Here is a 12,109-nt window from a genome sequence, read left to right as displayed (position 1 = left end):
GCGCTTGAGTGCGTCCGAAGTCACGTGCGACAACCTATCGATCACTTACGCCCGCGAGAATGAGCCGGAGGCCGAGGCCGGCCATGACGACACCCGCGCTGCGGTCGATCCAGCTCTTGGCGGCAAGATAGAGCCGCCGCGGGTGGCGAGCCGAAAAAGCGAAGGCGACGATCGAATACCACCCCGCCTCCACGACGAAGACACCGAGCGGCAGCGCGACGATGAGACTGAGCGGCACCGTTCTCGGTAAAAGTGCGGCAAAGATGCTGGCATAGACGATGATGGTCTTCGGGTTGCTGAGTTGGGTCAGCAGCGCGGTCATGAAGCTCAGCCTCGGCGCGCGATTGCCGTTGACGGTGTCGGAGACCTCGAGCGGCTGACCAGCGCTCCTCCAGATATTGACGGCGATATAGACGAGATAGGCGCCGCCTGCGACCTTCAGCAGGACATAGAGCCATTCGAACTGAGACAGCAGCGCCGTCAGCCCGGCAAGCGCCAGCACGGCAAAAACGACACCGCCGGCGCCCATGCCGAATGCTGCCGCAAGGCCATCCAGCCTCGAACGCGAGATGGCGATCCTGGAGACGACGACGAAACTCGGGCCGGGGCTCATCGCGCCGACGGCCAAGGCTGCCACGATGCTGATGAAAATGCCCGCAGAAGACATTGGAAACCTCTCTTTTGGATTGAACGAACGTCAGGGGCGCCGCGGGGGGCGCCTGCGCTTGCCGATGGTCGTCCATCCCATTTATCAGCTCTACAGGCGGCGGTCACGCGCGTTTAAGGCTGCGGATCGGACCGATGGTCCTTGATGCACATCGTCGTCTTCTGCCGAAAGCGGTCGCCTCTTTCCGGCTCAACCGTCAGAACTTGTCTGACACCTGGATGCCAGCCGGACCGAGAATGACGGCGATCAGCACCGGCAGGAAGAACAGGATCATCGGCACCGTCAGCTTCGGCGGCAGGGCAGCCGCCTTCTTTTCCGCTTCGTTCATGCGTTCGTCGCGTCCTTCCTGGGCGAGAACGCGCAGCGCCTGCGCGACCGGCGTACCGTAGCGATCGGCTTGGATCAGCGCCTGAGTCACCGAACGTACCAACTCGATCTGGGTGCGCGTGGCAAGATTTTCGAGCGCCACGCGGCGATCCGGCAGGAAGGAGAGCTCGGCCGTGGTCAGCACCATCTCCTCGGCGAGTGCCGGCGACTGCTCGCCGAGTTCTTCGGACACACGACGCATCGCAGCCTCGATCGAGATGCCGGATTCGACGCAGATCAACATCAGGTCCAGCGCATCCGGCCAAGCGCGCTTGATCGAGTGCTGGCGCTTGCCCATGCGGTTCGAGATATAGATGTTTGGCGCGTAGAAGCCGAGATAACCAACGCCGATGACGGCGAAGAGACGGATGGGCATGCCTCTTCCGGCGAGATTGCCGAGTCCGAAGACCCAGACGGCGGCAAGCGTCAGAAAAAGGAAGGGCAACAGGAAACGCGCCACGAGAAAGGTATTCAGCGCATTCTCCGAGCGGAAACCGGCGGCACGCAGCTTGTTGACCGTATTGTCGTCGACGAGCGCCTTGCGCAGGTTGAAGCGCTCGACGATCTGGCGGACCGAGCGATTGTTCTGGCTCCGGAGCGATGCCTTGTTGGCACCGGTTTCCATGTTCATGCGGGCGCGTTCACGGGCACGGATCTGCTCGCGCTCGGTCGAAACCGCCTTCATGCGCTTGTTGAGATCGCCGCGCTCGAAGAAGGGAATGGCGATCGTGTAAAAGGTGGCGAAGACCGCGATCGCAACGAAGACGGCGATCAGCATGCTCGAATTGGTCAGCGTTGCGGCAAGGTCCTGCGACATGGTGCTTCCTTCCGGCTAGATGTCAAAATTGACCATGTTGCGCATGACGAAGATGCCGATCGACATCCAGATCGCCGAGAAACCCATGATGAAATGGCCGCGCGGATCGGTGAAAAGGATCATCATGTAATTCGGCGAGGTGAGATAGACGAGGGTCGCGACGATGAAGGGTAGAGCGCCGATGATGACTGCCGATGCCTTGGCTTCCATCGACAGCGCCTGGACCTTGGCCTTCATCTTCCTGCGCTCGCGCAGTACCTTGGAGAGATTGCCGATCGCTTCCGACAGATTGCCGCCGGCCTGCGACTGGATGGCGATGACGATGGCGAAGAAGTTGACTTCCTGGAGCGGCATATGGATCGTCATGCGGGCGCAGGCGTCGGGGATGCTGAGACCCACCTGCTGCGCCTCGATTACGCGCCGGAATTCGCTCTTCACCGGGTCGGTGCCTTCGGTGGCGATAAGGCGGATGGCATCGTTGAGCGGCAGACCCGATTTGATCGAGCGCGTGATGACGTCAAGCGCATTGGGGAGTTCGTTGAGGAACTTGGTCTGGCGGCGCTTGATCAGAAAGCCGAGGACCCAGCGCGGCAGGCCGAGACCGGCGACGACGGCGATACCGACCATGACCATCCACGATACACCAACGACTAAGGCGACGAACAGCAGCACGGAGGCGAAGATGGCGCTGATGAGATAGAATTTCGCCGGTGTGATCGTCAGGCCGGCCTGCACCAGCCGGGATTTCATCGAGAGGGTCTTCTTGGTCTTTTCATGCTGGCGCTTTTCCAGATCCTTCAGATTGTCCTGCACCGATTTGCGGCGCTTGGACAGCTCCTGCACCCGGTCACGGGCCGCCTTGACCTTGACCCGGTCGCTTTCGGCCGACTTGACGCGGTTGATGCGGCTTGCCGATTTCTTGTCGGCCTCGATCTTCGAAAACAACAGGGCATAGGCGACCGCCGCCGCGGAGACGGCGGCGAGGACGATGATTGCCAACACTACCGGATCGAACCCGAACATCTCACCTATTCCTTCGTTTTCGCTTCCATCGCGTCGAGAGCAGCGGCAAGACGTTTTTCCTCGTTGAAGTAGCGGGCGCGATCCCAGAAATGCGGCTTGCCAACGCCGGTCGACATGTGCCGGCCGATCAGGCGGCCGTTTGCATCCTCGCCTTCGATCTCGTAGCGCATCAGATCCTGGGTGATGATGACGTCGCCTTCCATGCCGATCACCTCGGTGATCTGGGTGATGCGGCGCGAACCGTCACGAAGGCGCGCCGCCTGAATGACGACGTCGACCGAGCTGGAAATGATCTCGCGCACCGTCTTTGCCGGCAGGGTAAAGCCGCCCATGGCGATCATCGATTCGATACGGCTCAGGCATTCGCGCGGCGTGTTGGCGTGGATCGTGCCCATCGAGCCGTCGTGACCGGTGTTCATCGCCTGCAGCAGGTCGAAAACCTCCGGTCCGCGCACTTCGCCGACGATGATGCGCTCGGGACGCATACGCAGGCAGTTCTTGACGAGATCGCGCATGGTGATCTCGCCCTCGCCTTCGATATTCGGCGGGCGCGTTTCGAGACGGACGACATGCGGCTGCTGCAGCTGCAGTTCGGCCGTATCCTCGCAGGTGATGACGCGCTCGTCCCTGTCGATATAATTGGTGAGGCAGTTCAGAAGCGTGGTTTTACCCGAGCCGGTGCCGCCTGAAATGACGACGTTGCAGCGCACGCGTCCAATGATCTGCAGCACGGTTGCGCCTTCCGGCGTGATCGCGCCGAAACGGACGAGCTGATCGAGCGTCAGCTTGTCCTTCTTGAACTTGCGGATGGTGAGCGCCGGCCCGTCGATCGACAGCGGCGGCGCGATGACGTTGACGCGCGAGCCATCCGGCAGGCGGGCGTCGCAGATCGGGCTCGATTCGTCGACACGGCGGCCGACCTGGCTGACGATGCGTTGGCAGATCGAGAGAAGCTGCGCATTGTCGCGGAAGCGGATCTCCGATTCGATCGTCTTGCCGCCGACTTCGATGAACGTCTGTCCGGCGCCGTTGACCATGATGTCGGCAATATCGTCGCGCGCGAGCAACGGCTCCAGCGGGCCGTAACCGAGGACGTCGTTGCAGATATCCTCGAGCAGCTCTTCCTGCTCGGAGATCGACATCGCAAAGTTCTTGATGGTGATGATGTCGTTGACGATGTCGCGGATTTCCTCGCGGGCGCTTTCGCCGTCGAGCTTGGAAAGCTGCGAGAGATCGATCGTATCGATCAGCGCGGAAAAGACCTGCGCCTTGGTGTCGTAATATTCATCGGTGCGGGCCGGGCGCTTGCGTTGCGGCGTCTGCATCGGCGGTGGCGTCACCTGCTGGCGCACGGGCTCGCGCGAGGGTTCGACCAGAATGGAGGGGGAAGAGACCGCAGGGGCGGCGGCGGCCGGAGCCGGCGGCGGTGGAGCAATCGCTCCTCCGACCTTTCCGGAACCTTCGTTTCCGCGTTTTCCAAACATGCCACTCGATCCAATCTGCTCGTTCTAGGGCATTTCCCGATCTCTCCGAGTCACGGAAATGCTCTATCTTTTTGTTTTCACGCAATTCCGGACGCAAAACCGCTGCACACTTTTGCTGGAATTGCTCATCGTCTACTTGCGCTTCAGGAGGCCCATCAGGCCGCCCTTCTTTGCCTTCTTGATCGCGACACGGCCGGTCACGATGTGCGATATCTGCGAAAAGGTCTCGGCTGTCGGCGACTTCGGGTCGACTTCCGAGATCATCCGGCCGCTATTGGCGGCGTTGCCGAAAAGATTGATGTCGAAGGGGATGATCGCGATCGGATCGATTTCCAGCGGTTCACAAAAATCCGACGGCGAAATCTCCGGACGTTTCGGCATACCGACCTGATTGAGGATGAGATGCGGCGGCCTGTCGTTCGGTCGCATCTTGCGCAACGCGTCCAGCATGTTCTTGGCGTTGCGCAGATTGGCGAGATCGGGAACCGCTGCGATGACCACCTCGTCGACGCTCGATAGCACCGAGCGCGTCCATTCCGACCATACATGCGGAACATCGAGCACGGTGACGGGCGCGCTGCGCTGCAGAACATCGAGCACCGGCTGGAAAGCCTGGCCGTCGAAATCATAGGCACGGTCGAGCAGCGAGGGTGCCGCAAGCAGCGACAGATGCTCGGAGCATTTCGTCAGCAGGCGGTCGAGGAAGACCTCGTCGAGACGATCGGGCGCGAAGACCGCTTCGGCGATGCCCTGGGCCGGATCCTGGTCGAAATCGATGTTCGCCGTACCATAGGGCAGGTCGAGATCGGCGAGGATTGTCTCGGTGGAGAAGAGATTGGAAATGCCGAAAGCGCAATTATGCGCGATGGTCGAGGCGCCGGTGCCACCCTTCGAGCCGATGAAGGCGATGCTGCGACCGAGCGGCTCGGCGTCCGGATCGACGAAGATCGAGGCCATCGCCGCAAGGATATCGGGCATGGCAACGGGCTGGACCATATATTCGGAAATGCCGTTGCGGATGAGTTCGCGATAAAGCCCGATATCGTTGTAATAACCGATAATGACGACTTTGGTCGTCGGATCGCAGACCGCGGCAAGCGGCGCGAGTTCAGCGAGCAGGTTCGCGGCATTCGCCTTGGTCTCGAGAATGATGAGGTTCGGTGTCGGGGCGCCGGAAAACATATTGGCGGCAGCGGCGGTGCCGCCGCTGGTGATGCGCATGCTGACCTTCGCCACGCGCCGATCATTGGCGCAGCGTTCCATGACACGCTGCAGGGCCTCGCTCTCGCAGAAGGCGTGGACGGAGATGCGCGGCAGCGGCCGCATGTTTTCCAGATCCGCCATGCGCACCGCCTCCTCGGCGTGGCGAAGCTCGCTGGGATTCCTGATTTCGTATTCGATCGCGCTCATCGTCTCGTTCCGCCTCAGAAGCCGCTGTTGCTGTCGGCAACATCTTCGATCGTCGATGTCGTCGTCCGGTATTCCTGGATGGCATTGTTGCGCCGCTGCGCGTCGATCGGGGTCATGCCGCGGGGTGCCACCAAATCCTCCGGATTGGCAATCTGGGCGGCAAGGTTGTTCTGCGAAGCGCAGCCGAAATTATAGTAATTCTGGTTGGTCAAATCGTTCGAAATGTCCTTCGGCCACTGACCGCATTGCGTGGTGACCGCGGTGGTGCCGGTAAAGCTCAGCCGGATCGGCGCCGCATCGCCGGGCCCGGCCGCGGCATAGGAGGTGTTGACGATTTTCGAGCTTGCGATCCCCCTCGATGTCAGCTCGGCACGGACCTGATTGCGCAGCTGGTAGGCCGCCGCGGAATTGGGCGAGCCTTGCGGCGACAGCACGTAAACCGGCCCGGAGGCGCGCGAGATATAGTTTGCGGCAAAGCCGCGGATGAGGTCGCGCTGGGCGATGGTCAGGCGGCGATCGGTGGAGGCGACGGGTATATCAACCGTCTGCTCCGCCTCCGTCACGATGATCGGGTGGCGGGCGCGGTAATCGTCCGGAATGCCGCCGGTCGTCAGTTGGTCGTGCGGGCCGGCGCATCCGGAAAGGACGGCCACCGAAATGGCAGCCGTCGCAAAAAACGCCTTCGAGATTCCGAAGCGGGGTGTCGTCGAATTCATGTGGGCCATCGCCTGATCTCTGTTCTGTGCCATTGCTGCCGATCGTGTCCCGCTCATTTGTAGATGAACCCGATCGAGCCGTGGAACTGCGCGTCGGCGACGGGCGCCTCGCGGCGGCCATAGACCTTGTTGACACGGTTGAGGAAGAAGGTTGCACCATCGTTCTCAGGGCTAAAATTGTCGTCCGGCCGGCTGAGCTGATTGCGCGCCACCGGACGCACCAGATAGGGCGTTGCGATGATGACGAGCTCGGTTTCCTGACGCTCGAAACCCTTCTGGCGGAAGAGCGTGCCGAGCAGCGGGATCTTCGAGACGCCGGGCGTGCCGCCCATCGTCTGAGAAACGTTGTCGCGGATCAGGCCGGCGAGCGCGATCGAACCGCCCGAGGGCAGCTCCACCGAGGTCTCCGCCGAACGGCGCTGATAGGTGGCGTTGCCGCTGCCGGCCACCGGTTCGGAGACATTGGTCTTGATCTGCAGGCTGATGCGGCCCGATGACAGCACGACCGGCTTGAAGGCGAGGTTGATACCATAGTTAAACGGCGTGACGGTGACGTTGCCGTTGCTGTCGGTCGTCGAATAGAGCTGCTGACCGCCGGAATTGAAGGTCGCGGCCTGACCCGATATTGCCGTCAGCGTCGGCTCGGCGAGCGTCTTGACGACCTTGGCCTGCTCCAGCGCGTTGAGATACGTCGAAATGTCATATTTGCCGATCGAGCTCTTGAAGAGCGCCGCCAGACCGCCGCCAACCGTCGATGTGGCACTGTCGGCGATGGGACTGCCGAGCTGGGCGACCGTCATGCCGGAGGAACTGGAAACGAGGTTGTCGAAGCCAAGCTGCTTCAGCACTTCGCGGCGGACCTCGGCGATCGTCACCTTGAGAGTGACCTGGTCCTCGCCCTCGATCTGCAGAAGATTGACGACCTGCGAGGCCTGACGGTTTTCGGCAAAGAGCGCCACCGAGCTATCGCCGCCGGTGCCGGATGCGGTCTCGGTTCTGGTCGTCGCCTCGCCGCCCTTCAGGAAGACCTGCGCCAGATCGGCCGCCTGCGTGGCATCTTGCGGCGTGCGCACGGTGCCGGTCAGCACGATGTTGTCGGAGACGATTTCGACGTTGATGTTGGAGTCGGGAATGAAGCGGCGGAGATTGACTTCGAGGCCGGAGACGTCGCGTTCGATCTCGATGTCGAGATTGACGATCTCCTGTCCACCGGCACCGAAGACGAAGATATTGGTCTGGCCGACCTTCTTGCCGAACAGGTAGATGCGCCGCGAGGTACGGGTCACGGCATCGGCCATGGTCGGATCGGAGACGAGGATATCGTGCGCGTCGTCCGGCAGATCGACGACGACGGCCTTGTTGAGCCCGAGCTTCAGCCGGCGATGGGCATTGGGGCCGGTCTGAGAGATCCGGACCAGGCTATCGGAATCGGCGTGCGCCTCGCCGGCGCCGAGAAACGGGGCGAAAGAGGTCGGCACTATACCGGAGACGCCGATTGCCAGCGAAAGGCAGCCTGTCAGGAGAGGTCCGGCGCGCCGCGTTGAATTGCCCATTTGCACGTCCTTTTACTCCGCCTTCGGCGCTGCGCTGGCATCCGTGACGATGGCGCCCGACTTGATGACCTGGATGATCGCACTGCCGTTGTCACCGCTCAGGAGATAGTCGGCGGCACTCGTATCCTGCTCCTGCGCATCGGCGACCGAGCGCAGCGCGAGCGACAGCCGGTCCGCCATCTGCTGGGCGACAGCGAGAACCTTCGTTTGATCAGGGGTGAGTTCGAGCGTCGCGGTCGTACCGACCACCGATTTCGAGCCGTCGTCCTTTTCCTGGATCTGCTGGTCGATGGCGAGGACGCGGACATTGCTCAGCACGGTTTCGGTAATGAGCTTGTCGGCTTCGGTGCCTTTGCGGACCATGATGACATCGACGCGGTCGTTCGGCAGGATGAAACCCCCGGCACCTGTTGCCACCGATATCTCGGTCGCGACGGCGCGCTTGCCGGCCGGCAACAGCGAGGAGAGGATGCGGCTGCTGGAATCGGCGATCTTTTCCGGCCGGATCGGTTCGCCTTCGAAGATCGGCAGGCGCACGACGGCGCCCTGCAGATCTTTGATCGCATCCGGCTTGTCGGCTTCGGTGATGAGGCCCTGGACGACGCCGCCCTGCGGCCAGGCCATCCAGTGCACCAACTTGTCGTCCAGCCTTGCGCCGACCGGCAGATTGGCGCTCGAGACGAGGACGTTGACGGTCGGTTCCTTCTCGATGACCGACTGAACCTGGGTGACGACACCGCCACTGCCAGCCATGCGCATTGCCAGGAGGCCGGCGAGGCCGGCTGCCACCACGGCGACAGCTAGGATTATAAGGCGGGCCGGTTTCATCGATCATTCCTCAGGGCACGATATGTTCGCCCTGTAGAATGCTCAGCAATTGGTATAATTATGGTTAATGGAACGCTTACATTTTAAGTTAACGGGCATTTAAAATACCGTTATTTCAGGCTTTCCAGCGCGACGAGAAAGAGCGGCGAGGAAGGGAAGGCCATGAAACCGCCGATCGCGATCGCGATGCCATAGGGGATCTTCTTGGCGAGCAGGATCGAGTTCGGCACCGGCAAACCGATGGCGAGGATGGTGTCCGATTGCGCTCTCACCAGCAGGATCAACAGGGTGATGAGGCCGCCGATCATGGCAACGTCGGTCATGAGGAACGCAAGGGATTGGTTCAGACCGAACCAGAGTGCGGTAGCGGTCAACAGCTTGGCGTCGCCGCCGCCCATCACATTAAAGGCAAAAAGGGCAAAGCAGGCGCCAAAGACGATGGCAGCAGCGGCGAGATGCATGCCGATCATTTCCAGGCCCAGGCCGGAGAATGGCGCGAGGAGAAGGAAAGAGGCAACAAGGATCAAGGAAATACGGTTCGGGATCGTCATGGTCAACAGATCCGAGAAGGCCGCCATGGCCAGGCAGAGTGGCAGTATTAGGAAAACTGCAGCTGCGAACATGCGTATACCCGATCATGACATGATGCGAAAAGGCTCACGGCCGTTCAGCCTGTGAGCCCGCTCGAATAGTTCGGCCGGAGCAAATCCGGCCGGCATTATGCAGATGCCGCTGCTTAGCTGCCGCTCGCGGTGGCCGCAGTATTCATCTTGGTGCCCAAGTTGTTGAACGTATCGCCGATCTTGCCGCCGAGGGTCGTTGCGCCGGTGATGAGCGCTACGGAAATGAGGGCGGCGATCAGGCCGTATTCGATCGCGGTCGCGCCGGATTCGTCCTTCAGAAAACGGCTAAAAAGCTTGGTCATGATAACTCCTAACTCCAGTTGATGTTCAGCACGTCCGCCAACTGTTTGCCGTTGATCGGATGACTGCAACCTAGCGAATGGCCGTTTCCATCGGCTTAAGGAAAAGAGTTAACGACATGTGAACGAGACAACAGGCCTTTGTAGAGTCAGTATTTTCTTACGCACTTACCTCAATATTTAACAATATTCCGGGAATAACTGCTGCATTCATCCGGAAATAGCACAAATTGCGTCTCCAACCGGGGCGTGCGCCGCCCCGAAACCGTGCCAGATCGGAGCATTACGCTTCATCCTGGAACAGAGCGGCAAGCTTAAGGCTTCGTTCACCATTTTTTTCCATTCTATGTGCATATTGCGCTGTGATCGTGAAAGAGGACCAAATGTCATCGAGCGGCAAAACCATTTTCTTTGCCGGCATGATCGCCGTTTTCGGTATTTCGGGAGTTTCCGCGGCCGCAGACGATGACATGCTGCGCGTCTATATGGATCACGCGCGCGTATTGAAGCTTGACCGCCCCGTCAGCAAGGTGATCGTCGGCAATGCCAAGGTCGCCGATGCGACCGTCGCCGACGCCAAGACCATCGTGCTGACAGGACGCAGTTTCGGCACCACAAATCTGGTGCTTCTCGATGCCGACGGCAATGCGATCCTCGACGAGCGCATCCTGGTGTCGATCGATGAGGGCAATACGGTGCGCGTCTACCGGCAGACCGAGCGCTCCGTGCTGTCCTGCACGCCGAATTGCGAGCAGCATGCGCAGCAAGCGGCCACCGCGACCGCCTCACCCTGAGCATATCTCGGAGCTTCCTCGACCATTCGTTAAAATCATCGTGTCAGGTTGAAACGGAAAATCAACGAACGGATCCTAGTGTGACGGACGGAGAATGTCGCTTAGGTCCAGGCAATGACGGTAATTGATCAGAAGACCGATAAGGCGCGCGCCTTTACGCCATTCCGTTTCTTACGGTTTCGCGCTCTCGCCCGCTCGCGCGACGGCGCAGCGGCGATCGAATTCGCCCTGCTTGCCATTCCCTATTTTCTGGTGATTTTCGCAATCCTCGAAACTTTCGTCGCCTTCGCCGCCGAAGAGCTCGTCTCCAACGGCGTTGATACGATGAGCCGCCGGATGCGAACCGGGCAGATCACCTATAATCTCGGCCGCACGACCGATATGAACCAGGCGCAATTCCGCCAGGCTTTCTGCGACGAGATCTCGATCCTGGTCCGCTGCTCGGCGAGCGAAGTCGCCACGCCGAGCAAGCTCTACCTGGATGTACAGACGTTCAGCACGTTTTCGGCCATTCCGACGACGATCCCCAAGCTTTCTACCGACAAATATGCCGATATCAACACGGCGGCCTTCAAATATGCTCCGGGCGGCGCTGGGACGATCAATATGGTCCGCGCCTATTACCGCTGGGAAATCATCACGGATCTGGTCCGGCCCTATATCACCACGATACGTCCCTCCGACGGCTCGATGCCGAGCCAATATCTGATCGTCGCCACCGCGGCCTTCCAGAACGAGCAGTATCCATAATGGCGTTGCGCAACCCGTTCACAAGACTGGTCCTGACGGCGCGGCGGCTCATCCGAGATCGCAAGGGCGCCGGAGCGATCGAATTCGCGATCCTCTTTCCCGTGCTCATTATGCTCTATATTGGCGCTTTCGAGATTACCATCGGCCTCAGCGTCAGCAAGCGCGTGACACGCGCCGCAGGGACGGTGGCCGACCTCATCACCCAGCAGCAATCCGTCACGAAGAGCGCGCTCGCGCAGATGCCTTCGGTCGCAACGGCGATCTTCGTGCCCTACAATTCGACGGCGCTGACGATGAAGATCACGGGGGTTACCATCGATGCCAGCGCCAATGCGAAGGTGCTCTGGTCGTGGGCGCAGGACGGGACGGCGCCCTATGCCAAGAACACCACAGTGAGCAACGTGCCATCGGACATGAAGACGGCGAACAGCTTCCTGGTCCGCACCGAGCTCAGCATCCCCTATACGATGTTCCTGTTTGCCCCGAACTTCATGCCGGACGGCATGCGCACGATCACCATCAACCGCAGTTATTTCTACCGCCAGCGCCAAGGCGACTCGATTCCCTGCGGCGACTGCTGACGGCCCCTTCCGCTCTTGTCTGCTGCATAACTCCCTAGATCGAAATCGATCTAGGGAGTTATGCAGCAATTCAAAGTGTTACAGCGTCCTTTGAAAAGGACGCTCGGCGCTGTAATTTGCCAAGCCGGCCGCGGCATTATATGGCTGGATCTCAGCCGCCTCCGACATTCCAGAGGCCGGCGATCGGCTCTCTCTCGG

General features: G+C 60.6%; 13 protein-coding genes. 3 read left to right on the top strand and 10 right to left on the bottom strand.

The annotated features are described in order from the left end of the window. Positions 1–34: 34 nt before the first annotated feature. The 10 genes from C3Y91_RS03130 to C3Y91_RS03085 form a co-directional block, all read right to left on the bottom strand. On the bottom strand, positions 35–667 hold the full coding sequence (locus tag C3Y91_RS03130; protein WP_024323509.1) for a LysE family translocator: 633 nt from the start codon (positions 665–667) through the stop codon (positions 35–37). 196 nt (positions 668–863) lie between these two features. Continuing rightward, on the bottom strand, positions 864–1,850 hold the full coding sequence (locus C3Y91_RS03125) for a type II secretion system F family protein (protein ID WP_018482130.1): 987 nt from the start codon (positions 1,848–1,850) through the stop codon (positions 864–866). Between the two features lie 15 nt (positions 1,851–1,865). Further along, complete coding sequence (locus C3Y91_RS03120; RefSeq protein WP_024323510.1) at positions 1,866–2,873, bottom strand: type II secretion system F family protein; 1,008 nt, start codon at positions 2,871–2,873, stop codon at positions 1,866–1,868. Between the two features lie 5 nt (positions 2,874–2,878). Further along, on the bottom strand, positions 2,879–4,357 hold the full coding sequence (locus tag C3Y91_RS03115; protein WP_024323511.1) for a TadA family conjugal transfer-associated ATPase: 1,479 nt from the start codon (positions 4,355–4,357) through the stop codon (positions 2,879–2,881). Between the two features lie 132 nt (positions 4,358–4,489). After that, complete coding sequence (locus tag C3Y91_RS03110) at positions 4,490–5,767, bottom strand: CpaE/TadZ family protein (protein WP_018070314.1); 1,278 nt, start codon at positions 5,765–5,767, stop codon at positions 4,490–4,492. Between the two features lie 14 nt (positions 5,768–5,781). Then, positions 5,782–6,540, bottom strand: coding sequence for a CpaD family pilus assembly protein (locus C3Y91_RS03105; RefSeq protein WP_024323512.1), 759 nt, complete (start codon positions 6,538–6,540; stop codon positions 5,782–5,784). Next, positions 6,537–8,036, bottom strand: coding sequence for a type II and III secretion system protein family protein (locus C3Y91_RS03100; RefSeq protein WP_029768293.1), 1,500 nt, complete (start codon positions 8,034–8,036; stop codon positions 6,537–6,539). Before C3Y91_RS03100 ends, C3Y91_RS03105 begins: the two co-directional genes overlap by 4 nt. A 12-nt stretch (positions 8,037–8,048) precedes the next feature. Beyond that, positions 8,049–8,864, bottom strand: coding sequence for a Flp pilus assembly protein CpaB (gene cpaB, locus C3Y91_RS03095; RefSeq protein ID WP_018070317.1), 816 nt, complete (start codon positions 8,862–8,864; stop codon positions 8,049–8,051). Positions 8,865–8,974: 110 nt separating this feature from the next. Then, the gene (locus C3Y91_RS03090; protein ID WP_018070318.1) at positions 8,975–9,487 is read right to left on the bottom strand and encodes an A24 family peptidase; all 513 of its coding nucleotides are present in this window, start codon (positions 9,485–9,487) and stop codon (positions 8,975–8,977) included. Positions 9,488–9,600: 113 nt separating this feature from the next. Then, on the bottom strand, positions 9,601–9,789 hold the full coding sequence (locus C3Y91_RS03085) for a Flp family type IVb pilin (protein ID WP_018070319.1): 189 nt from the start codon (positions 9,787–9,789) through the stop codon (positions 9,601–9,603). A gap of 380 nt (positions 9,790–10,169) precedes the next feature. On the opposite strand from C3Y91_RS03085, the gene C3Y91_RS03080 reads away from it, so the two are divergent. The 3 genes from C3Y91_RS03080 to C3Y91_RS03070 all read left to right on the top strand — a co-directional run bounded on the left by C3Y91_RS03080 (position 10,170) and on the right by C3Y91_RS03070 (position 11,911). Continuing rightward, positions 10,170–10,580, top strand: coding sequence for a pilus assembly protein N-terminal domain-containing protein (locus C3Y91_RS03080; protein ID WP_024323514.1), 411 nt, complete (start codon positions 10,170–10,172; stop codon positions 10,578–10,580). Between the two features lie 114 nt (positions 10,581–10,694). Next, on the top strand, positions 10,695–11,330 hold the full coding sequence (locus C3Y91_RS03075) for a TadE/TadG family type IV pilus assembly protein (protein WP_018070321.1): 636 nt from the start codon (positions 10,695–10,697) through the stop codon (positions 11,328–11,330). Next, the gene (locus C3Y91_RS03070; protein WP_130765422.1) at positions 11,330–11,911 is read left to right on the top strand and encodes a TadE/TadG family type IV pilus assembly protein; all 582 of its coding nucleotides are present in this window, start codon (positions 11,330–11,332) and stop codon (positions 11,909–11,911) included. The genes C3Y91_RS03075 and C3Y91_RS03070 overlap by 1 nt, the downstream gene beginning before the upstream one ends. Positions 11,912–12,109 lie beyond the last annotated feature (198 nt).

Origin of the sequence: Rhizobium ruizarguesonis (assembly GCF_012349115.1) — a bacterium.
Lineage (GTDB): Bacteria > Pseudomonadota > Alphaproteobacteria > Rhizobiales > Rhizobiaceae > Rhizobium > Rhizobium ruizarguesonis.
Note: the sequence above shows the minus strand (reverse complement) of the source record. Positions and strands in the feature narration are given on the sequence as shown.

Coding starts and splice junctions, on each gene's coding strand:
- C3Y91_RS03130 (WP_024323509.1), bottom strand. CDS start 667: ATGTCTTCTGCGGGCATTTTCATCAGCATCGTGGCAGCCTTGGCCGTC.
- C3Y91_RS03125 (WP_018482130.1), bottom strand. CDS start 1,850: ATGTCGCAGGACCTTGCCGCAACGCTGACCAATTCGAGCATGCTGATC.
- C3Y91_RS03120 (WP_024323510.1), bottom strand. CDS start 2,873: ATGTTCGGGTTCGATCCGGTAGTGTTGGCAATCATCGTCCTCGCCGCC.
- C3Y91_RS03115 (WP_024323511.1), bottom strand. CDS start 4,357: ATGTTTGGAAAACGCGGAAACGAAGGTTCCGGAAAGGTCGGAGGAGCG.
- C3Y91_RS03110 (WP_018070314.1), bottom strand. CDS start 5,767: ATGAGCGCGATCGAATACGAAATCAGGAATCCCAGCGAGCTTCGCCAC.
- C3Y91_RS03105 (WP_024323512.1), bottom strand. CDS start 6,540: ATGAGCGGGACACGATCGGCAGCAATGGCACAGAACAGAGATCAGGCG.
- C3Y91_RS03100 (WP_029768293.1), bottom strand. CDS start 8,036: ATGGGCAATTCAACGCGGCGCGCCGGACCTCTCCTGACAGGCTGCCTT.
- cpaB (WP_018070317.1), bottom strand. CDS start 8,864: ATGAAACCGGCCCGCCTTATAATCCTAGCTGTCGCCGTGGTGGCAGCC.
- C3Y91_RS03090 (WP_018070318.1), bottom strand. CDS start 9,487: ATGTTCGCAGCTGCAGTTTTCCTAATACTGCCACTCTGCCTGGCCATG.
- C3Y91_RS03085 (WP_018070319.1), bottom strand. CDS start 9,789: ATGACCAAGCTTTTTAGCCGTTTTCTGAAGGACGAATCCGGCGCGACC.
- C3Y91_RS03080 (WP_024323514.1), top strand. CDS start 10,170: ATGTCATCGAGCGGCAAAACCATTTTCTTTGCCGGCATGATCGCCGTT.
- C3Y91_RS03075 (WP_018070321.1), top strand. CDS start 10,695: ATGACGGTAATTGATCAGAAGACCGATAAGGCGCGCGCCTTTACGCCA.
- C3Y91_RS03070 (WP_130765422.1), top strand. CDS start 11,330: ATGGCGTTGCGCAACCCGTTCACAAGACTGGTCCTGACGGCGCGGCGG.